Source organism: Corallococcus sp. AB018 (genome assembly GCF_003986945.1).
Lineage (GTDB): Bacteria > Myxococcota > Myxococcia > Myxococcales > Myxococcaceae > Corallococcus > Corallococcus exiguus.
Genome location: NZ_RAWR01000215.1, coordinates 1 through 17863 on the forward strand (window position 1 = coordinate 1; position 17863 = coordinate 17863).

At 65.6% G+C, this 17863-nt stretch carries 31 protein-coding genes and 1 pseudogene; 1 reads left to right on the forward strand and 31 read right to left on the reverse strand.

The window, feature by feature from the left end; translation table 11 throughout:
• Window positions 1-633, forward strand: a 633-nt coding sequence (locus D7Y11_RS34020; RefSeq protein WP_233607471.1) for a hypothetical protein, incomplete at its 5' end; no start/stop codon positions are given.
• A 127-nt stretch (window positions 634-760) separates the two neighbouring features.
• Here D7Y11_RS34020 and rplQ read toward each other — a convergent pair.
• The 31 genes and pseudogenes from rplQ to tuf all read right to left on the reverse strand — a co-directional run.
• Complete coding sequence (gene rplQ, locus D7Y11_RS34025; protein WP_014395887.1) at window positions 761-1180, reverse strand: 50S ribosomal protein L17; 420 nt, start codon at window positions 1178-1180, stop codon at window positions 761-763.
• 194 nt (window positions 1181-1374) lie between these two features.
• Window positions 1375-2397, reverse strand: coding sequence for a DNA-directed RNA polymerase subunit alpha (locus D7Y11_RS34030; protein WP_120574781.1), 1023 nt, complete (start codon window positions 2395-2397; stop codon window positions 1375-1377).
• A 214-nt stretch (window positions 2398-2611) separates the two neighbouring features.
• Window positions 2612-3238 (reverse strand): 30S ribosomal protein S4, encoded by a 627-nt coding sequence (gene rpsD, locus D7Y11_RS34035; protein WP_120574782.1) that lies wholly within the window; start codon window positions 3236-3238, stop codon window positions 2612-2614.
• Window positions 3239-3307: 69 nt separating this feature from the next.
• Window positions 3308-3748, reverse strand: coding sequence for a 30S ribosomal protein S11 (rpsK, locus tag D7Y11_RS34040; protein ID WP_014395884.1), 441 nt, complete (start codon window positions 3746-3748; stop codon window positions 3308-3310).
• 75 nt (window positions 3749-3823) lie between these two features.
• Window positions 3824-4207 carry a 30S ribosomal protein S13 gene (gene rpsM / locus D7Y11_RS34045; protein ID WP_014395883.1) on the reverse strand — a complete coding sequence of 128 codons (384 nt, stop codon included), beginning with the start codon at window positions 4205-4207 and terminating at the stop codon, window positions 3824-3826.
• A gap of 56 nt (window positions 4208-4263) precedes the next feature.
• Window positions 4264-4380, reverse strand: coding sequence for a 50S ribosomal protein L36 (rpmJ, locus tag D7Y11_RS34050; protein ID WP_002633586.1), 117 nt, complete (start codon window positions 4378-4380; stop codon window positions 4264-4266).
• Window positions 4381-4447: 67 nt separating this feature from the next.
• Entirely contained in the window at window positions 4448-4666 is a 219-nt protein-coding gene (gene infA / locus D7Y11_RS34055; RefSeq protein WP_002614803.1) for a translation initiation factor IF-1, read from the reverse strand.
• Between the two features lie 150 nt (window positions 4667-4816).
• Window positions 4817-5575 (reverse strand): type I methionyl aminopeptidase, encoded by a 759-nt coding sequence (map, locus tag D7Y11_RS34060; RefSeq protein WP_120574783.1) that lies wholly within the window; start codon window positions 5573-5575, stop codon window positions 4817-4819.
• Window positions 5576-5676: 101 nt separating this feature from the next.
• Window positions 5677-6327 carry an adenylate kinase gene (locus D7Y11_RS34065; RefSeq protein ID WP_120574784.1) on the reverse strand — a complete coding sequence of 217 codons (651 nt, stop codon included), beginning with the start codon at window positions 6325-6327 and terminating at the stop codon, window positions 5677-5679.
• Window positions 6328-6417: 90 nt separating this feature from the next.
• Window positions 6418-7764, reverse strand: coding sequence for a preprotein translocase subunit SecY (secY, locus tag D7Y11_RS34070; protein WP_120574785.1), 1347 nt, complete (start codon window positions 7762-7764; stop codon window positions 6418-6420).
• Window positions 7765-7898: 134 nt separating this feature from the next.
• Window positions 7899-8426 carry a 50S ribosomal protein L15 gene (rplO, locus tag D7Y11_RS34075; protein WP_014395879.1) on the reverse strand — a complete coding sequence of 176 codons (528 nt, stop codon included), beginning with the start codon at window positions 8424-8426 and terminating at the stop codon, window positions 7899-7901.
• 16 nt (window positions 8427-8442) lie between these two features.
• Entirely contained in the window at window positions 8443-8712 is a 270-nt protein-coding gene (gene rpmD / locus D7Y11_RS34080) for a 50S ribosomal protein L30 (RefSeq protein ID WP_120532358.1), read from the reverse strand.
• 2 nt (window positions 8713-8714) lie between these two features.
• Entirely contained in the window at window positions 8715-9236 is a 522-nt protein-coding gene (gene rpsE / locus D7Y11_RS34085) for a 30S ribosomal protein S5 (protein ID WP_014395877.1), read from the reverse strand.
• 22 nt (window positions 9237-9258) lie between these two features.
• Complete coding sequence (gene rplR / locus D7Y11_RS34090; RefSeq protein WP_120567151.1) at window positions 9259-9615, reverse strand: 50S ribosomal protein L18; 357 nt, start codon at window positions 9613-9615, stop codon at window positions 9259-9261.
• 108 nt (window positions 9616-9723) lie between these two features.
• Entirely contained in the window at window positions 9724-10290 is a 567-nt protein-coding gene (gene rplF, locus D7Y11_RS34095) for a 50S ribosomal protein L6 (protein ID WP_120574786.1), read from the reverse strand.
• 64 nt (window positions 10291-10354) lie between these two features.
• A complete protein-coding gene (rpsH, locus tag D7Y11_RS34100; protein WP_120552131.1) occupies window positions 10355-10753 on the reverse strand; it encodes a 30S ribosomal protein S8 in 399 nt (132 codons plus the stop codon).
• 167 nt (window positions 10754-10920) lie between these two features.
• Window positions 10921-11106: a type Z 30S ribosomal protein S14 gene (locus D7Y11_RS34105; RefSeq protein ID WP_014395873.1), complete on the reverse strand. Its 186-nt coding sequence runs from the start codon at window positions 11104-11106 to the stop codon at window positions 10921-10923.
• A gap of 24 nt (window positions 11107-11130) precedes the next feature.
• A complete protein-coding gene (gene rplE, locus D7Y11_RS34110; protein ID WP_014395872.1) occupies window positions 11131-11784 on the reverse strand; it encodes a 50S ribosomal protein L5 in 654 nt (217 codons plus the stop codon).
• Window positions 11785-11960: 176 nt separating this feature from the next.
• The gene (rplX, locus tag D7Y11_RS34115) at window positions 11961-12290 is read right to left on the reverse strand and encodes a 50S ribosomal protein L24 (protein ID WP_120574787.1); all 330 of its coding nucleotides are present in this window, start codon (window positions 12288-12290) and stop codon (window positions 11961-11963) included.
• 42 nt (window positions 12291-12332) lie between these two features.
• Window positions 12333-12701: a 50S ribosomal protein L14 gene (gene rplN, locus D7Y11_RS34120; protein ID WP_014395870.1), complete on the reverse strand. Its 369-nt coding sequence runs from the start codon at window positions 12699-12701 to the stop codon at window positions 12333-12335.
• Window positions 12702-12766: 65 nt separating this feature from the next.
• Window positions 12767-13093 (reverse strand): 30S ribosomal protein S17, encoded by a 327-nt coding sequence (rpsQ, locus tag D7Y11_RS34125; protein WP_169821648.1) that lies wholly within the window; start codon window positions 13091-13093, stop codon window positions 12767-12769.
• Window positions 13094-13176: 83 nt separating this feature from the next.
• On the reverse strand, window positions 13177-13383 hold the full coding sequence (gene rpmC, locus D7Y11_RS34130; protein ID WP_014395868.1) for a 50S ribosomal protein L29: 207 nt from the start codon (window positions 13381-13383) through the stop codon (window positions 13177-13179).
• Window positions 13384-13457: 74 nt separating this feature from the next.
• Window positions 13458-13877 (reverse strand): 50S ribosomal protein L16, encoded by a 420-nt coding sequence (rplP, locus tag D7Y11_RS34135; RefSeq protein WP_014395867.1) that lies wholly within the window; start codon window positions 13875-13877, stop codon window positions 13458-13460.
• A 64-nt stretch (window positions 13878-13941) separates the two neighbouring features.
• Window positions 13942-14604, reverse strand: coding sequence for a 30S ribosomal protein S3 (gene rpsC, locus D7Y11_RS34140; RefSeq protein WP_120523546.1), 663 nt, complete (start codon window positions 14602-14604; stop codon window positions 13942-13944).
• Between the two features lie 41 nt (window positions 14605-14645).
• On the reverse strand, window positions 14646-14990 hold the full coding sequence (rplV, locus tag D7Y11_RS34145; RefSeq protein ID WP_014395865.1) for a 50S ribosomal protein L22: 345 nt from the start codon (window positions 14988-14990) through the stop codon (window positions 14646-14648).
• A gap of 35 nt (window positions 14991-15025) precedes the next feature.
• Window positions 15026-15313: a 30S ribosomal protein S19 gene (gene rpsS, locus D7Y11_RS34150; protein ID WP_014395864.1), complete on the reverse strand. Its 288-nt coding sequence runs from the start codon at window positions 15311-15313 to the stop codon at window positions 15026-15028.
• Window positions 15314-15326: 13 nt separating this feature from the next.
• Entirely contained in the window at window positions 15327-16172 is an 846-nt protein-coding gene (gene rplB / locus D7Y11_RS34155) for a 50S ribosomal protein L2 (RefSeq protein ID WP_120574788.1), read from the reverse strand.
• Between the two features lie 37 nt (window positions 16173-16209).
• On the reverse strand, window positions 16210-16503 hold the full coding sequence (locus tag D7Y11_RS34160) for a 50S ribosomal protein L23 (protein ID WP_120574789.1): 294 nt from the start codon (window positions 16501-16503) through the stop codon (window positions 16210-16212).
• Window positions 16500-17123 carry a 50S ribosomal protein L4 gene (gene rplD, locus D7Y11_RS34165; protein WP_120574790.1) on the reverse strand — a complete coding sequence of 208 codons (624 nt, stop codon included), beginning with the start codon at window positions 17121-17123 and terminating at the stop codon, window positions 16500-16502. The genes D7Y11_RS34160 and rplD overlap by 4 nt, the downstream gene beginning before the upstream one ends.
• Window positions 17124-17174: 51 nt before the next feature.
• Window positions 17175-17483 (reverse strand): 30S ribosomal protein S10, encoded by a 309-nt coding sequence (gene rpsJ, locus D7Y11_RS34170; protein ID WP_002633608.1) that lies wholly within the window; start codon window positions 17481-17483, stop codon window positions 17175-17177.
• A 195-nt stretch (window positions 17484-17678) separates the two neighbouring features.
• Window positions 17679-17863 (reverse strand): annotated as a pseudogene (gene tuf, locus D7Y11_RS34175) (elongation factor Tu); the annotation flags it as partial.

A 17863-nucleotide genomic window follows, 5' to 3' on the forward strand; every position in this document is an offset into this window, starting at 1 on the left:
CCTCCCAGCACCCCGCCGCCCCGGACGCCGTCCAATCCCGGCACCCAGCCTCGTGCGGCCACCAGCCCTGGCATGCGCGCCGTGAGCGCCGCCCGCATGGCCCCGCTGGAGAAGGCGAAGCCGGAAGGCCCCCTGGGCAAGCGCGTTGCCGCGGAGACGTCCAACGTCGTCCTCAACGCCTTCTCCATCCTGAAGGAGCAGTTCGCGGACTTCCGCGCGAGCAACCGCTTCTTCAAGTACAAGGCCGGCATCGTCGCGGGCTGGCTCGTTCTGTCCGTCGCCAGCTTCGGCATCGCGTGCCCGGGCAGATCCCTGGACACCGGTGACATGGACGCGCGCCTGGTGCTCAGCGACAAGCTGGACCGGCCCTCCGTCACCATCTGGAACGAGAGCAAGGACGTCTGGCGCGACGTCATCATCACCGTGAACAACGAGTACAAGGCGGTGGTGGCGGAGGTGCAGCCCGGCAACTTCGTCACCATCACGCCCAAACAGCTCCTGGGGAAGACCGGCGGCGCCGCGCCCGCGGACCTGCGCTTCCAGGCCCTGACGATGAAGAGCGCGGACGACAAGGCCGACCTCACGCCTTCCCTCCAGGAGGAGTGGCAGCGCCTCCTCGCGCCGAAGAAGTAGCCCGCCGCGGGCGCCCCTCCAGACGCCGGAAACACGAAGGGCGCCCTCCTGAAGCAGGAAGGCGCCCTCGGTGCTTCTTCAGCCCGTCCGGGCCTCACTCACGTGAGACCCGGGCACGGGGAACGGCTCAACCCTCGGACTTCGCCTCGGCGGGAGCCTCGGTCGTCTCAGCGGCGGCCGGGGCCTTCGCGGGACGGTCCACCAGCTCGATGAGGGCCATCTCCGCAGCGTCGCCCCGGCGGAAGCCCAGGCGCACGATGCGGGTGTAGCCACCCGGACGGGACGCGTAACGCTCCTTGTACTCGCTGAACACCTTCTGGAGGACCGTGCGGTCCTTCACGGTGCGGGCGGCAAGGCGCACGTTGGACAGGCCACCGCGCTTGGCGAGCGTGATGATGCGCTCGGCCAGCGGACGGACTTCCTTCGCCTTGGGAACGGTGGTGCGGATGGCCCCGTGCTCCAGCAGGGACGTGACCATGTTGTTCAGCATCGCGAGACGGTGGCTCGTGGTGCGGTGCAGCTTCCTTTGTCCGACCTTGTGGCGCATGCGCGTGCTCCGGGGTCTCTTCTTGAGAACCCCACCACTCCGGCCGTATCAGGTACCGGGTGGGAAGGACGGCCCCGACACCGGGGGCCGCCGTTGAATCGGGCCCTGTGTACCACAGGGCCCCCTGCCTTCGCGCCACCGTGAAGCCGTGTCGGTGGGATGCCAAGGCAGGTGCTTCAGGAAACAACGACGCTTCAGGCCTTGGGGGCCGCGGGAGCCGGCGCGTTCTTCGGCGGCCAGTTCTCCAGCTTCATGCCCAGGGACAGACCCATCTCCGCGAGGATCTCCTTGATCTCCTTCAGAGACTTGCGGCCGAAGTTCTTCGTCTTGAGCATCTCCGCCTCGGTGCGCTGGACCAGGTCACCGATGGACTTGATGTTCGCCTGCTGCAGGCAGTTGGCCGAACGCACCGACAGCTCCAGCTCGTCCACCGAGCGGAACAGGTTCTCGTTGAGCTTGGCCTCTTCCTTCGGCGCCTCGGCGACGACCGGCTCCTCGGTCTCGTCGAAGTTCACGAACACCGTGAGCTGCTCCTTGATGATCTTCGCCGCGTACGCCACCGCGTCCTGCGGCACCACGGAGCCGTCCGTCCAGACCTCGAGCGACAGCTTGTCGAAGTCCGTGACCTGACCGACGCGCGCGTTGGTGACCTGGTAGTTCACCTTGCGGATGGGCGAGAAGAGCGAGTCGATGGGGATGGTCCCGATGGGCGCGCCCGCCACCTTGTTCGTGGACGCCGGCACGTAGCCACGGCCGCGGCGGCACATCAGCTCCATGCGCACCTTGCCACCCTCGGACACGGTGCAGATGTGGTGACCCGGGTTCAGGATTTCGACGTCCTGGTCCGCGATGAGGTCGCCCGCCTTCACTTCCTTGGGGCCTTCCACCTCGATGCGCAGCGTCTTCGTCTCGTTCGTGTGCATCCGGAGGAGGACCTCCTTCAGGTTCAACACGACGTCCGTGACGTCCTCGGCCACCTCGGGGATGGTCGTGAACTCGTGGTCCACGCCCTCAATCTTCACGGAGGTGATGGCCGCGCCCTGCAGCGACGACAGCAGCACCCGCCGCAGCGAGTTGCCCAGCGTCGTCCCGAAGCCGCGCTCCAGCGGCTCCGCCACGAACTTGCCGTACGTGGGGCTCAGCGAGTCCTGGTCCACTTCCATGCGGCGCGGCTTGATGAGGTCGCGCCAGTTCTTCGCAACAAACGTGTCGGCCATGGGGACTGCTCCTCTGGTCGTGCGCCATCACCCACTTCCCCGCCAGATTGACGGGAGGACGGGCACGCGGGGGGACTGCTAACAACCTCGCCCGGCGCGCGCAGAACGCGGCCTCCAGGCGAAACGACAGGCGACAAAGCGACAACGCCCCGGCCTTGTCGGCCAGGGCGTCCACCGCGGGAGGGGCCCACCGAAGCGGGCCCTGCATCCCTGCTTACTTCGAGTACAGTTCGACGATGAGCTGCTCCTGGATGGGCATGGTCAGGTCCTCGCGGTTCGGGACCGTCTTGACCGTGCCCTTGAACGACTTCTTGTCCAGGTCAATCCACTGGGGAACGCCACGGCGGTCCACCGTCTCCAGCGCCTCGGAGATGCGGAGCACCTTGCGGCTCTTCTCCACCACTTCCACTGCGCTGCCCGGCTTCACGGAGAACGACGGGATGTTCACCCGGCGGCCGTTGACCTGGAAGTGACCGTGACGCACCAGCTGGCGCGCCTCGTTGCGCGTGTCCGCGAAGCCCATGCGGAACACCACGTTGTCCAGGCGGAGCTCCAGCTGCTGCAACAGGTTCTCACCCGTCTTGCCCTTGGCCGCGGACGCGCGGTGGTAGTACCCGCGGAACTGGTTCTCGAGCAGGCCGTACATGCGCTTGACCTTCTGCTTCTCGCGCAGCTGCACGCCGTAGCCGGAGAACTTCACGCGGCCCTGGCCGTGCTGACCGGGGGGATAGGGGCGGCGCTCGATGGCGCACTTGTCCGTGTAGCAACGGTCGCCCTTGAGGTACATCTTCAGGTTCTCGCGCCGGCAGATACGGCAGGCGCTCGCGGTATAACGAGCCACGGAAACTCTCCTTGCAGATGGTCTGGAGCCGGGCCCGCCGCGAGGCGGGTCCCCGGCCCGAAGCGGTAATTAGACGCGGCGGCGCTTGGGCTGACGGCAGCCGTTGTGCGGGATGGGCGTCACGTCGCGGATGAGGCTGATCTTCAGGCCGGCGGCGGCCAGCGCGCGCAGCGCCGACTCACGGCCCGCGCCCGGACCCTTCACGAACACCGTCACGGTCTTCAGGCCGTGCTCCATCGCCTTCGCCGCGGCGTCGCCAGCGGCCACCTGCGCCGCGAACGGCGTGGACTTGCGGCTGCCCTTGAAGCCGCGCGCCCCGGCCGACGACCAGGAGATCACGTTCCCGGACACGTCCGTGATCGTGATGATGGTGTTGTTGAACGTGGACTGGATGTGGACCACGCCGTTGAGGATGTTCTTCTTACCCTTGCGCTTGCTCTTCTTCGCCGCAGGGGTCTCGCCACCCTCGGCACCGGCCGGCGCGGCGGCGGTATTGATCTCGTCAGCCATGTGAATCGCTGCTCCTGGGAGTAGGTGATCAACGCCCGCGCCTCACACGAAGCGAGGCAGCGGGCGCCAGAGGGTTTAGCGGGCCGGAGCGGCCGGCTTCGCGCGAACGATGCCGCGCTTGGGACCCTTGCGGGTGCGCGCGTTGGTGTGGGTGCGCTGGCCGCGGACCGGAAGACCCTTGCGGTGACGCAGACCCCGGTAGCAACCCAGGTCCATCAGCCGCTTGATGTTCATGGTCACCTCGCGCCGGAGGTCACCCTCGACCTTGTAGTTGGCCTCGATGATCTCGCGGATCTTTCGAGCCTGGTCCTCGGTGAGGTCCTTGGTCCGGGTGGTGAGATCGATGCCCGCCGCCTCGATGATGTCGTGCGCGGTCTTGTTACCGATCCCGTAGATGTACTGAAGCGAGATCACCGCACGCTTGTTGGGCGGCAGATCGATGCCGGCGATACGAGCCATCTTCGGTCTTCCTTGTTGTGGAGTTGGTCTGAGGCTGAAGAGTCCCTGGGGACTCTCTAGCCCTGGCGCTGCTTGTGCCGGGGGTTGGAAGCGCAGATGACGCGCACGATGCCCTTACGGCGAACAACCTTGCACTTGTCGCAGATCTTCTTGACGGACGCCCGAACCTTCATGGAGCGAACTTCCTTCCTTCAGCGGAGAAAAGCACAACAGCCGGTCCGCACAGGCGGCCGGCGCGAATTACTTGGCCCGGTACGTGATCCGTCCACGGGTCAGGTCATACGGCGACAACTCGACCTTCACCTTGTCGCCCGGAAGGATACGGATGAAGTGCATCCGCATCTTACCCGAGATGTGCGCGAGCACCTTGTGGCCGTTGTCCAGCACCACGCGGAACATCGCGTTCGGTAGGGGCTCCATAACGGTCCCCTCGACTTCGATGGAATCATCCTTCGGCAAGCGTCAACCTTCTTCCCGGACCACGAACCTTCTGGAAGCGCGGCGGGATAACACTTTGGTCCGTAAGTAGCAAGCGCCGCGCGATCTGAAATCTGGACCTCTATCAACACCTTCTGACATCACCCTATTTCACCCTGTGGCCGGGGGCCCTCATCGACGCCGGGTCAGCACTTCCGGCCCCCGCTCTGAGATCAGGATGGTGTGCTCGAAGTGGGCGGACAACTTGCCGTCCACAGTGACGGCCGTCCACTCGTCCTCCAGGACCTCCACGTCGGGCGTCCCCTGGTTCACCATTGGTTCCACAGCCAGGACCATGCCTGGCCGCAGCTTCATCCCTGACCCCGCCTGCCCGTAGTTGGGCACCTGCGGCGGCTCGTGCAGCTTCCGGCCAATCCCGTGCCCCGTGAAGTCCCGGACCACGGAGAACCCCCGCGCCTCCACGTGGTTCTGCACCGCGTGACCAATGTCGCCAATCCGGTTGCCCGGCTGCATCGCCTGGATGGCCTTCTCCAGGGACTGCCGGGTAACGTCCACCAGGGCCTGGGCCTCTGGCGTCACCTTCCCTACCGGCACCGTCCGCGCGGAGTCCCCGAAGAAGCCGCGGTAGACCACCCCGAAGTCCAGCTTCATCAGGTCCCCCGCCACCAACCGCCGCTTCCGGTTGGGGATGCCATGGACGACCTCCTGGTTCACGGAGGCGCAGAGGACACCCGGAAAGCCGTGGTAGCCCTTGAACGCCGACCGGGCGCCCTTCTTGGCGATGAGCTGCTCCGCCAGGGCGTCCAAATCCCAGGTGGAGACACCGGGGGCCACTGCCTTCTCCAGTTCGTCCAGGATCTCACAGACGATCCGCCCCGCTTCCCGCATCAGGGCAATCTCATCCGGGCTCTTGATCTCCACCGGGTTCATGCGCCCCTTTCCCTACCAGCCCGCTGCTCTGTCGGGAACCCATGAACGGTGGGGCGGCAGTCCAGACCGGCCCTGCCCTCGCCTCACTGGCTGCCCCAGGCTCAGGCAGGACGGCCAGCGGCCTTCTTGATCTCCTCGTAGATGCCCTCCGGAGACCCGACGCCGTCCACGCTCTTGAGCAGCCCCTTCTTCGCGTAGAAGTTCTTCAGAGGGGACGTCTCGGCGTCGTACTTCTGCAGGCGCTTCTCGATGACCTCCGGCGTGTCATCCGGACGCTGCACGAGCTCCGTGCTGCACTTGTCGCACAGGCCCGCGCGCTTCGGCGGGCTCTGGGTGACGTGGAAGACGGACCCGTCATTGGGGCACACGCGCCGGCCGGAGCCACGCTCGACCAGCGTCGAGTGAGGGACCTCGAGCGACACGACCGCGTTCAGCTGCTTGCCCAACCGCTCCAGCATCCGGTCCAGCGCGTCCGCCTGTCCCGGGGTGCGGGGAAAGCCGTCAAGCACGAAGCCCTGGGCCACGTCCGGCTCCTTCAGCCGCTCCTCCACGATGCCGATGACGACGTCGTCCGGGACGTACTGCCCCGCGGCCATCAGCGGCCCGGCCACCTTGCCCAGCGGCGTGCCATCCTTCACGGCCTTGCGCAGGATGTCGCCGGTGGAGATCTGCGGGATCTGGAAGTCCGCGTAGAGCTTCTTCGCCTGGGTTCCCTTCCCGGCGTTCGGCGGCCCCAAGAGGATGAGGTTCATGTCGCTCCTTTGTACCTACGTCCACCCTTGAACGACGAGGCGCCCCTCCCCACCATTGGGGAGAGGCGCCCGGAACACAACCGACCGCTGTCAGGCCGCCACGCGAACCCGGCCGCGGATGCGCGGACCGCGCGGACCCGCGAAGCCTTCGTAGTTGCGGCTGATGAGGTGGCCCTCAATCTGCTGCACCGTGTCCAGCGCCACGCCCACCACGATGAGGAGCGCCGTGCCGCCGAAGGTGAACTGCACCCCGAGCACGCTGCTGATGACGGACGGAATCACGCAGATGATGGCCAGGTAGATGGCGCCACCGAACGTGAGGCGGTTGAGCGTGCGCTCAATGAACTCCGCCGTCTGACGGCCCGGGCGGATGCCGGGGATGTAGCCACCCTGCTTCTTGATGTTGTCCGCCACGTCATCCGGCCGGAAGGTGAGCGCCGTGTAGAAGTAGGAGAAGAACACCACCAGCAGCACGAACAGGCCGTTGTAGACCCAGAGGTTGCCCTCGATGCTGCGCTGGAAGCCCTGCAGGAAGGGGAACCACGCGCCCAGCGTCGCCGGGAAGGACAGCACTGCGCCGGCGAAGATGGGGGGAATCACGCCCGAGGCGTTCACCTTCATGGGGAAGTACGTGGCCTGGCCCGCGAACATGCGACGGCCCGCCATGCGCTTGGCGTACTGGATGGGCACCCGACGCATGCCCCGCTCCACATAGACCACCACGCCGATGATGAGGAGCATGAAGAAGAGCAGGCCCAGCACCGCGGCCACGTTCACCACTTCCTGCGACGTCAGGTCCAGCAGCGTCTTCGCGCCGGGCAGCACGCGCGCCACGATGCCCGCGAAGATGATGAGCGAGATGCCGTTGCCGATGCCGCGCTCGGTGATGCGCTCGCCCAGCCACATGATGAAGGCCGTGCCCGCCGTGAGGCTGACCACCGTCATGAAGGTGAACCAGAGGTTGTCGTTGGGTACCACCACCTGGTTGAAGCCGCCCTGCCCCGCGTCGGAGCGGCCCAGCGAGGCCAGCCACCGCGAGATGCCCACGCCCTGCACGATGGACAGCGCGATGGTTCCGTAGCGCGTGTACTGGTTGATCTTCTGGCGGCCCGCGGCGCCTTCCTTCTGCAGGCGCTCCAGGCTGGGCACCACCACCGCCAAGAGCTGGATGATGATGGAGGCGCTCACGTACGGCATGATGCCCAGGCCGAAGATGGACATCTGCTCCAGCGCGCCGCCGGAGAAGAGGTTGAACAGCGACACGAGGCCGCCCGATTGTTTCTGGGCGTCCATGAACGCGTTCATCGCAGAGCGGTCCACGCCCGGCGTGTTGATGAAGATGCCGATGCGGTAGACGGACAGCAGCACGAGCGTGTACGCAAGCCGGCTGCGCAGCTCCGCGATGCGGAAGACGTTGGCGAAGGCGTTCAGGGCCACGGTAATGCCATCCTCTTCAAGAGGTTCTGCCAGCAACAACAAACGCCCCTCTCCGGTTCCGGAAAGGGGCGCGGAAGCCTACACAAGGCTGGGGGCGCGCACCACATCACTGTGATGCGCGCCGCCGGTCACGCCTACGCCCGGGGCTGGCGAGGAGCCTTGACGCCCTTGCCAGCGTGGGCCTTGGCGGCCGACTCCGGCTTGTGCGCCACCAGGGGAAGCTCCTCCACGGAGCCGCCCGCCTTCTCGATGTTCTCGCGAGCCGCCGCGGACACCTTGTTCACCTTGACGGTGAGCTTCTTAGCGAGCTCGCCGTGGGCCAGGACCTTCACGCCATCATAACGGCCCTTGACCAGGCCCGCCTGCTTCAGCGCGGCCTCGTCCACCGTGGCGCCAGCGTCGAACGTGTGCTCCAGGTCGCCCAGGTTCACCACCGCGTAGGTGGTGCGGTTGGGCGGGTTGAAGCCGAACTTCGGCAGGCGGCGCTGCAGCGGGCTCTGGCCGCCTTCGAAGCCCTCGAACCGCATGTTGCCGGAGCGGGCCTTCTGGCCCTTGCCGCCGCGGCCGGCCGTCTTGCCCAGGCCGCTACCCTGGCCACGGCCCACGCGCTTCTTGCGGTGCCAGGAGCCCTCAGGGCGCTTCAGATTGGTCAGGATGCTCATGTTGGATCCTCAGTTCTCAGGCCTTGGCCTTGGCGGCCAGGCGCTCCAGGGCGCGGTCCCGGGCGACAATCTTCCGGGGCTTGCGGCGCTTGGGCGCCGGGGCCTCCTGGCTGACCGTCTCCAGGGAGACCAGGTGCTTTACCTTGAACACCATGCCGCGCACCGCCGGGGTGTCCTTCAACAGCCGCTCGTCGCCGAACTTCTTCAGACCGAGGCCCTTGATGGTGGCCAGCATGTCCTCGGAAGACCCCGAGAAGCTCTTCGTCAGCTTAACCTTGAGCGCCATGACTAGCCCCTCGCCTCGCCCGCGAGCTTCTGGGTCTCGACGTCCTTGCCACGCAGCCGCGCGACCTGCTCGGCGCTGCGCAGCAGCTTCAGGCCCGCCACCGTGGCCTTCAGCACGTTGTGCGGATTCCGCGAACCCTGGCTCTTGGTCAGGATGTTGCGGATGCCCGCCGCCTCCAGCACCGCGCGCACCGCACCACCGGCGATGACGCCCGTACCTTCGGAGGCCGGCTTCAGGAGCACCCAGCCGGCACCAAAGTGCCCCAGGATCTCGTGCGGGATGGTGTGGCCCATGCGGGGAACGCGGAACAGGTTCTTCTTCGCGTTCTCGCCACCCTTGCGGATGGCCTCGGGGACTTCGTTGGCCTTGCCCAGGCCCACGCCCACGTGCCCGTTGCCATCGCCCACCACGACAAGCGCGGCGAACGAGAACCGGCGGCCACCCTTCACCACCTTGGCCACGCGGTTGATGTTCACCACGCGGTCGGTCAGGTCCAGATCGTTCGGATTGATCGGAGTTGCCACTTGAGGAATTCCTTTCTGGTACCTAGAACTTCAGGCCGGCCTCGCGCGCGGCGTCAGCCACGGCGGCGATGCGCCCATGGTAAGGGAAGCCGTTGCGGTCGAACACCACCGCATCGACGTTGGCGGCCTTGCACTTCTCCGCGATGAGGGAGCCCACGCGCTTCGCGTCGGCCTTCTTGTCGCCCTCGTCCTTGCCCTTCAACTCCTTGGACAGGGACGACGCGAACGCCAGCGTGCGGCCGGTGGAGTCGTCCACCACCTGCGCGTAGATGTGCTTGAGGCTCTTGTAGACCGACAGCCGCGGACGCTCCGTGGTTCCGGAGAGCTTCTTGCGGATGCGGTTCTTCCTCTTGAGGCGCTGCTCGACAGTCTTGGACATGGCTGCTTCCTTTTCCGTCCGGCGGCGATGCGGCCTTCCGCCGCCGGATGATTCCGCCAGACCTCAAGGCCCGACGGGGTTGAATGCTCGGCGAAGACGCGGCGACGACTAGGTCGTACCGGTCTTGCCCTCCTTGCGACGGATGCGCTCCTCGGCGTACTTGATGCCCTTGCCCTTATAGGGCTCCGGCGGACGCAGCGAGCGGATGTTCACCGCCGTGGCGCCCAGGGCTTCCTTGTCCGCCGAGCGGAGCGTCAGCCCCACCGTGGGAAGGCTGTCCTCGGTGCGGGAGGTCTTGTCGACTTCCGCCGTCACACCCTCCGGCAGGTTGAACACCACCGGGTGGGAGTAACCGAGCGAGAAGTGAATGGCCTTGCCCTTCACTTCCGCGCGGAAACCGACGCCACGGATGTCCAGACGCCTCTCGAAGCCTGCGGACACGCCCTTCGCCGCGTTGGCGAGGATGGTCCGCGTCAGGCCGTGCAGGCTGCGGGCCTCACGCGAGTCATCCTCGCGCTGCACCGTCACCTGGCCGTCCTTGACCTCCACCTTCACCTTGGCGGGGAGCTTGACGGACAGCTTGCCCTTGGGGCCTTCGAAGTTGACCTGCTGGTTGGCGACATTGACCTTCGTCTTGTCACCAAGCTTGATCGCCAGTTTTCCAATCCGACTCATGATTGCCTCGTGCTGTCGTCGCCCGGGGCGCGCTCCTCGCGGGGCGCTTCACCCAGGCTCCTGGCTAGTAGACCGTGCAGAGCAGCTCGCCGCCGACCTTCTGCTTCCGGGCCTCGGTGTCCACCAGGATGCCGCGCGAGGTGGAGAGGATGGAGATGCCCATGCCGCCGAGCACCGGCTGGATGTCGCGCACCGCGACGTAACGACGCAGGCCGGGCTTCGACACGCGGCGAATGCCGGTGATGGCCGGGCTGCGGTCCGGGCCGTACTTCAGCTGGACGGTGATCTCGTTCTGGGGCGCGACCTCGTGGATGGCGAAATCCCCGATGTAGCCCTCGTCCTTGAGGACCTTGACGATCTCCACCTTGAGCTTCGAGTGGGGGATGACGACCTTGTCGTGCCGCGCACGCGAGGCGTTGCGCAGGCGGGTCAGCATGTCGCCGACGGGATCATTGACCGGCATGAAGCACCTTCAAGCAAAGCAGCGGTCCCCATGGGACACACCGCGTTCGCGGCCACCGCGCCTGCCGGGCCCATCCCGGGGGTTCGCGACGACCGCTACTTCTTTCTACTTCAACCGGGTACCGCCCTGCCCTCTTCAGGACAGGGACGGGGCTCCGGGTCCAACGCCTACCAGGACGACTTGGTGACGCCGGTAATCTCACCACGCAGGGCGCGGTGACGCAGGCAGATACGGCACATCTTGAACTTGCGCAGGAAGGCGCGAGGACGACCGCAGAGACCGCAGCGGTTGTACTGACGCACGGGGAACTTCAGCTTGCGCTTTGCCTGGGCAATCTTGGAGAGCTTGGCCATGATCGATGGGAGTCCTGGGCTCGGTTACTGACGGAACGGCATGCCGAAGTGACGCATCAGCGCGAGGCCCTGCTCGTCGTTCCGGGCGGTGGTGACGAAGCTGATGTTGAGCCCCTTCACCTTTTCGATCTGATCGTAGTTGATTTCCGGGAAGATGATCTGCTCACGCACGCCGAGCGTGTAGTTGCCCTTCCCGTCAAAGGCCTTGGGGGACACGCCCTTGAAGTCACGCACGCGAGGCAGCGCGACGGTGATGAGGCGGTCCATGAACTCGAACATGCGGTCGCCGCGCAGCGTGACAGCGGCACCGATGGCCTGGCCCTGGCGCAGCTTGAAGTTCGCGATGGACTTGCGCGCGCGAGTCACGACCGGCTTCTGACCGGTGATGGCAGCCAGCTGGTCCACCGCCGACTCCAGGATCTTGTTGTTGGCGAGCGCCTCGCCCAGACCCATGTTGACGACGATCTTCTCCAGCCGCGGCACTTCCATGGGGTTTCCGAGCCCCAGTTCCTTCATCAGCGCAGGAACGCCTTCCGCGCGGAAGCGGTCCTTGAGGCGCGCCGAGCGGGCCTTCAGGCCCTCCTCGATGTTCGCGGCGAAGCCAACCTTCTTGGCTTCTTCTTTGCCGCGCTTCTTGCTCTTCTTTTCCTTCGAGTCGGCCTTCTTCTCGTCAGCCATCTTTCATTCCCCTGCTTCGGGGCGCCGTCATGGACCCAGCGCGTCCGATCAGTCCTGCGTCTAGAACGTGGAAACACCCGGAGAACTCAACCATTTCAGCTCTCTGGACGTGCACGCCCGCTTGCCCCACCACGGGGTGGGGCAAGGGGCGCGCATACATGCCCGAACACCGACCCCTAGTCAATCAGGGCGTCACACTGCTTGCAGAACCGCTTGGAGGTCTCCCCCTCCTTGCGGATGCCGACGCGGGTCGGCTTGTCACACTTGGCGCAGACCACCTGGACGTTCGAGAGCGCGATGGTGCCCGGCTTCTCGATGATGCCGCCCTCGGGGCTCTGCGGCGTCTTGCGCATGTGGCGCTTGACCAGGCGCAGGCCCTCGACCGTCACGCGGCCCGCCTCCCGGTCAACCTTCAGCACCTTGCCGCGCTTGGTCGCCGGCGTCTTCTCCGAGCGCTCAGACCCGGAGATGACCTGGATGGTGTCACCGACTTTCAGCTTCTGCATGGCTTCCTCACTCTGGCTGTTCGCCGTCAGGCCTGCGTCCTCTTAGAGGACCTCGGGCGCCAGCGAGATGATCTTCATGAACTTGCGGGCACGCAGCTCACGGGCGACCGGCCCAAAGATGCGCGTCCCGATGGGCTCCAGGTCCTTGTTGATGAGGACCGCCGAGTTGCCGTCGAACTTGATGTAGCTGCCATCCGCACGACCCACCTCGCGACGGGTGCGGACGATGACGGCCTTGGCCACGTCACCCTTCTTCACCTTGGAGTTGGGCAGGGCCTCGCGGATCGACACGACGATGACGTCGCCGATGGAGGCGTACTTGCGCTTGGAGCCGCCGAGAACCTTGATGCAAAACACCTTCTTGGCGCCCGAGTTGTCGGCCACATCGAGCACACTCTGCATCTGAATCATGTGAAGTCTCCTCTTGCTCGAACCCGTCCACGCGCTTCATGGCGCACGGACGCGGTGTGACCTACCTAGACGTTCTTGCTCTTCTCCAACACCTCGACCACGCGCCAACGCTTGTCCTTCGAAGCGGGCTTGGTCTCGGCGATGCGCACCCGGTCACCCTCGTTGATGGTGACCTTCTTCGGGTAGTCGTGATCCTCGACGTGCGCCTTGTACTTCTCGCGCAGGCTCATGATCTTCCCGTACTTCGGGTGGGGAGCACGACGCTGGACGGTGACGACCACCGTCTTCTGCATCTTGTTGGAGGTGACGATGCCCACGCGGGTCTTGGGACGACCCCGGGTGGAGGTCTCGGCAGCGGGCGTTTCGGTCGCTTCAGCCATGTTGGTTCTCACTGTCTGTCATGCACCCGGACCCTCTGCCCGGATGGCCACGGACACCCGGGTGAGCCCGGATGCCCGCGGATGCACTGCTACTACTACCCCGCCTTCGCGGCCCGGGCCTTTTCGCCCAGGACGGTGAGGATGCGGGCCAGATCACGGCGGTGCTGCACGCCCTCAGCGGGGCTGTCCAGCGAGCCGGTCCGACGCTTGAGCCGATCCTGGACCAGCGTATCGCGCAGTTCCTTCGCGCGGTTCTGCAGGTCGTCCGTCGACAGTTCCTTCAGTTCCTTCGCAGTCGCCATCTTGGTCTCCTCGGCGCGGGATGCGGGCGCCCTCCCCTGTCACCAGGTGGAGCGCCCGTCCCGGCGGTGCGTGACTACAGCGAGAGCTCGCTGCGGCGCACGATCTTGGTGAGCACCGGCAGCTTCGCCTGCGCCAGCTTCAGCGCACCGGTGGCGATCTCCTGCGTCATGCCCTCCATCTCATAGAGCACGCGTCCCGGCTTGACGACCGCGACGTAGTACTCCACGCCGCCCTTACCGGTACCCATACGGGTTTCGGCGGGCTTCTTCGTGATGGGCTTGTCCGGGAAGATCCGGATCCAGATCTTGCCGCCGCGCTTCACGTGGCGGGTCATCGCGATACGGGCCGCCTCGATCTGGCGCGAGGTGATCCAGCCCGGCTGGAGGCTCACCAGGCCGAACTCACCGTAGGTGAGGTCGCTGCCGCGGTGGGCCGAGCCGAACATGCGGCCCTTCTGCATCTTGCGGTATTTGGTTCGAGCAGGCTGAAGCATGGTCGATGTCCTTCGTGCCTTCCGTGCAGGGCGGGCTTCTTAGGGCCCGCCCCACAGGGGCGTCTTACCGGTTGGTGGGCATGGGGGCCTGGCCGCCCTTGCCGGGGAGGACCTCGCCCTTGCAGATCCAGACCTTGCAGCCAATCTTGCCGTAGGTCGTCTTGGCCTCGGCGAAGCCGAAGTCGATGTCCGCGCGGAGGGTGTGCAGGGGCACGCGGCCCTCGCGGTACCACTCGTAGCGGGCCATCTCGGCACCACCCAGGCGGCCCGAGCAGGCCACGCGGATGCCCTTGGCCCCGAACTTCATCGCGGTCTGCAGCGCCTTCTTCATGGCGCGGCGGAAGGCGATACGGCGCTCGAGCTGCGTGGCGATGTTCTCCGCCACGAGCTGCGCGTCGGTCTCGGCCTTGCGGACCTCGACGATGTTCAGGAAGACCTCGTTCTTGGTGAACTGCTGGAGGTCCTTCTTGACGGTCTCGATGCCAGCGCCACGCTTGCCGATGACGATGCCCGGACGCGCGGTGTGGACGTTGACCTTCACCTTGTTGGCGGCGCGCTCAATCTCCACCTTCGACACGCCCGCGTGGTTCAGCGACTTCTTGACGAACTCGCGGATGCGGATGTCTTCGTGGAGCCACTGAGCGTAGTTCTTGTGCTCAAACCACTTGGAGTCCCAGGTCTTGATGACGCCGAGCCGGAACCCAATCGGATGTACTTTCTGTCCCAAACTGAATCTCCTTGGTGCGTCCGGGCAGGGCCCGACGGGTCCTACTTCTTGGCCTCAGCCAGCACGACGTGGACGTGGGCAGACTTCTTCTGAATGGGCGTCGCGCGCCCCATGGCGCGCGGCATGAACCGGCGCTGGGTGGCGGCCTGATCCACGGAGATGGTCTTGACGTAGAGGGTATCCACGTCGACCTGGCCCTTGGACAGGTCCGTCGCGTTGGCGACGGCGCTCTTGATGAGCTTCTCCACCGGCCGCGCAGCAGCGCGCGGGGTGAACTTCAGGATGTTCAGGGCAGCCTCGACAGGCTTGCCCCGGATGAGCGCCGCGACGAGGGACAGCTTGCGCGGGCTCATGCGCAGGTGACGCAGATGTGCAGTCGACTCCATGGTCATCTCCTCAGGCTCTCAGGCGTAGGTACGGGCTACTTGCCCGGGGCCTTGGCGACCTTCTTCTCCGCCGAGTGCCCGCCGAAGGTGCGCGTAGGAGCGAACTCGCCGAGCTTGTGGCCCACCATGTTCTCCGTCACGAACACCGGAATGAACTTCTTGCCGTTGTGCACGGCGAAGGTGTGACCCACGAACTCAGGGAGAATCGTGGAGCGCCGGGACCAGGTCTTGACGACCGCCTTCTTGTTCGCCGCAATCATCCCCTCGATCTTCTTGAGGAGGTGATCGTCGACGAACGGACCCTTCTTGATCGAACGAGCCATGTTTCAAATCCTCTTACTGGCTGCGCGCGCCCTGGCGGCGGCCGCTCACGATGAACTTGTCGGTGCGCTTGTTGGTGCGCGTGGTGAGGCCCTTGGTCTTCTTGCCCCACGGAGACACCGGGTGCGGATTACCCTGGCCGGACTTACCCTCACCACCACCGTGCGGGTGGTCGACAGGGTTCATGGCCAAACCGCGGACGGTGGGCCGAATGCCCAGCCAGCGGCTCTTACCCGCCTTACCGATGCGAATGATTTCGTGCTCGATGTTGCCCACCTGGCCGACGGTGGCACGGCACTCGATGAGCACCTTGCGCACAGCACCGGAAGGCATGCGGACCTGAGCGTAACGGTCTTCCTTGGCCATCAACTGGCCGGAGGTGCCCGCGGAACGGATGACCTGGGCGCCACGGCCCGGCTTCAGCTCCACGTTGTGGATGACCGTACCCACCGGGATGTTCTGCAGCGGCAGGCTGTTGCCCGGCCGGATGTCGGCGGTGGAACCGGCGAACACGGTGTCGCCCACGGCCAAGCCCACGGGGGCCAGGATGTAGCGCTTGTCGCCGTCCGCGTAGTGCAGGAGGGCGATGTTGGCCGTGCGATTCGGGTCGTACTCGACCGCGACCACCTTGGCCGGCACGCCGTCCTTGTCACGACGCTTGAAGTCGATGGTGCGGTAGCGACGCTTGTGACCGCCACCCTGGTGACGACGGGTGATGTGGCCGTGAACGTTGCGGCCACCCGAACGCTTGAGAGGCTCGGTGAGGGCCTTCTCCGGCGAGTCCTTGGTGATGTCCGCGAAGTCGGACACCGTCATCAGACGGCGGGCGGCGCTTGTCGGCTTGTACTTCTTGATGCCCATGGTGTGTTCCTCTCAGGCGGATCTGTCGCCAGTGGCGTCAGACCGCTCCCCCTTCGAAGAGTTCGATCTTGTCACCTTCCTTGAGGGTGACGACCGCCTTCTTGAAGTTGGGGCGCTGGCCGATGCTCTTGCCCACCCGCTTCGTCTTGCCACGCACGATGTTGGTGCGAACAGCCTCCACCGTGACCTTGAACAGGGACTGGACCGCGCGGGACACGTCGTGCTTCGTGGCCTTGCGGTCCACGATGAACGAGTACTGGCGGAACTTCTCACGGGCCTTGTCCAGCTTCTCCGTGATGAGCGGGCCCTTGATGACGTCGTTCAGATTCATGACAGGGACCCCTCAAGCGCCTTCGCGGCGGCGGAAGTCAGGACGACGTGCGAGTGCTTGAGCACGGACTCGAGGTTGAGACCCTCGGGCGGCAGCACGTCGAACTTCGCCAGGTTGCGCACGCTGCGGTGCAGGTTCGTGTTGCCGCGCTCGTCGATGATCAGCGCGTTCTGGAGCTTCAGGCGGCGGGTGAGCACCTCGAAGGCCTGCTTCGACTTCGGGGCGTCCAGCTTGAAGCCGTCCAGGATGATGAGCTGCTTCTCCCGGGCGCGCAGGGACAGCACGGCGCGCAGGGCACCGCGGCGGACCTTGCGGGGAGGCCGATAGAAGTAGTCACGGGCCTTGGGAGCCATCGCCTTGCCGCCGCCCACCCAGTGGGAAGCGCGGATGGAACCCTGGCGAGCACGGCCGGTGCCCTTCTGCTTCCAGGGCTTCTTGCCGCCGCCGCTGACGAGCGAGGTGTTCTTCACCCCGACCGTGCCGCGGCGCCGGTTGATCTGCTGCATCTTCGCCACCTCATAGAACAGGTGGGTGTTCGGCTCGGCGCCGAAGATCTCGTCGGAGAGCTCGATCTCCGACACCTTCTTCAAATCCAGGTCGACTACGTCAAACTTCGCCATGGCACTTTCCTCGGGGGTCAGAGTGAAACCACTCCGACGCCATCCCGCTTCCTAGGACTTGATCTCGACGTCAACGCCGGCAGACAGATCCAGCTTCATCAGCGCGTCCAGCGTCTGCTGGGTCGGCTCGAGGATATCGAGCAGGCGCTTGTGCGTGCGGATCTCAAACTGCTCGCGGCTCTTCTTGTCCACGTGCGGCGAACGCAACACGGTGAACTTGTTGATGCGCGTCGGCAGGGGGATCGGACCGGCCACCTTGGCGCCCGTGCGCTTGGCCGTCTCGACGATCTCCCCAGCACTCTGGTCCAGGAGCTTCGAGTCGTACGCCTTCAGCCGGATGCGGATCTTCTGTGTCGCCATTCGCAAGAACCTCTTTGAACGACCTCTGGGAACCGTGAGGCGGTACGCCCGTCAACGCCTGGATTTCAGAGAACCGTTTCTTCGGAACGAAGGGGCGCGGTGTGTACCACCACACCCCATGGGTTGCAACTGGATTTCCACCGGCTCCCCGGAACCGCCCACAAGGGGCCTTCCGGAGAGCTGGTGGGCTGAATACTACGCGATGATTTCCGCCACAACGCCCGCGCCCACCGTGCGGCCGCCTTCACGAACAGCGAACCGGAGCTCCTTCTCCATCGCGACCGGGGTGATGAGCTCCACCTCGATGGCGATGTTGTCGCCCGGCATGACCATCTCGACGTTGTCCGGCAGCTTCACCGTGCCCGTCACGTCCGTGGTGC

Coding starts and splice junctions, on each gene's coding strand:
- D7Y11_RS34030 (WP_120574781.1), bottom strand. CDS start 2,397: ATGGCCGACACGTTTGTTGCGAAGAACTGGCGCGACCTCATCAAGCCG.
- rpmC (WP_014395868.1), bottom strand. CDS start 13,383: ATGGCGACTGCGAAGGAACTGAAGGAACTGTCGACGGACGACCTGCAG.
- rplF (WP_120574786.1), bottom strand. CDS start 10,290: ATGAGTCGGATTGGAAAACTGGCGATCAAGCTTGGTGACAAGACGAAG.
- D7Y11_RS34160 (WP_120574789.1), bottom strand. CDS start 16,503: ATGAATCTGAACGACGTCATCAAGGGCCCGCTCATCACGGAGAAGCTG.
- rplX (WP_120574787.1), bottom strand. CDS start 12,290: ATGCAGAAGCTGAAAGTCGGTGACACCATCCAGGTCATCTCCGGGTCT.
- rpsS (WP_014395864.1), bottom strand. CDS start 15,313: ATGGCTCGTTCGATCAAGAAGGGTCCGTTCGTCGACGATCACCTCCTC.
- rplP (WP_014395867.1), bottom strand. CDS start 13,877: ATGCTTCAGCCTGCTCGAACCAAATACCGCAAGATGCAGAAGGGCCGC.
- rplO (WP_014395879.1), bottom strand. CDS start 8,426: ATGAGCATCCTGACCAATCTGAAGCGCCCTGAGGGCTCCTGGCACCGC.
- rpmD (WP_120532358.1), bottom strand. CDS start 8,712: ATGGCGCTCAAGGTTAAGCTGACGAAGAGCTTCTCGGGGTCTTCCGAG.
- map (WP_120574783.1), bottom strand. CDS start 5,575: ATGAACCCGGTGGAGATCAAGAGCCCGGATGAGATTGCCCTGATGCGG.
- rplD (WP_120574790.1), bottom strand. CDS start 17,123: ATGGCGAAGTTTGACGTAGTCGACCTGGATTTGAAGAAGGTGTCGGAG.
- D7Y11_RS34105 (WP_014395873.1), bottom strand. CDS start 11,106: ATGGCCAAGCTCTCCAAGATTGCCCAGGCAAAGCGCAAGCTGAAGTTC.
- rpsJ (WP_002633608.1), bottom strand. CDS start 17,483: ATGGCGACACAGAAGATCCGCATCCGGCTGAAGGCGTACGACTCGAAG.
- rpsM (WP_014395883.1), bottom strand. CDS start 4,207: ATGGCTCGTATCGCCGGCATCGATCTGCCGCCCAACAAGCGTGCGGTG.
- rplB (WP_120574788.1), bottom strand. CDS start 16,172: ATGGGCATCAAGAAGTACAAGCCGACAAGCGCCGCCCGCCGTCTGATG.
- rpsH (WP_120552131.1), bottom strand. CDS start 10,753: ATGCCGGTCAATGATCCCGTCGGCGACATGCTGACCCGCCTGCGCAAC.
- D7Y11_RS34065 (WP_120574784.1), bottom strand. CDS start 6,327: ATGAACCTCATCCTCTTGGGGCCGCCGAACGCCGGGAAGGGAACCCAG.
- rplQ (WP_014395887.1), bottom strand. CDS start 1,180: ATGCGCCACAAGGTCGGACAAAGGAAGCTGCACCGCACCACGAGCCAC.
- rpsK (WP_014395884.1), bottom strand. CDS start 3,748: ATGGCTGACGAGATCAATACCGCCGCCGCGCCGGCCGGTGCCGAGGGT.
- rplN (WP_014395870.1), bottom strand. CDS start 12,701: ATGATTCAGATGCAGAGTGTGCTCGATGTGGCCGACAACTCGGGCGCC.
- rplR (WP_120567151.1), bottom strand. CDS start 9,615: ATGTCCAAGACTGTCGAGCAGCGCCTCAAGAGGAAGAACCGCATCCGC.
- rplV (WP_014395865.1), bottom strand. CDS start 14,990: ATGGAGTCGACTGCACATCTGCGTCACCTGCGCATGAGCCCGCGCAAG.
- rplE (WP_014395872.1), bottom strand. CDS start 11,784: ATGGCTGACGAGAAGAAGGCCGACTCGAAGGAAAAGAAGAGCAAGAAG.
- rpmJ (WP_002633586.1), bottom strand. CDS start 4,380: ATGAAGGTTCGGGCGTCCGTCAAGAAGATCTGCGACAAGTGCAAGGTT.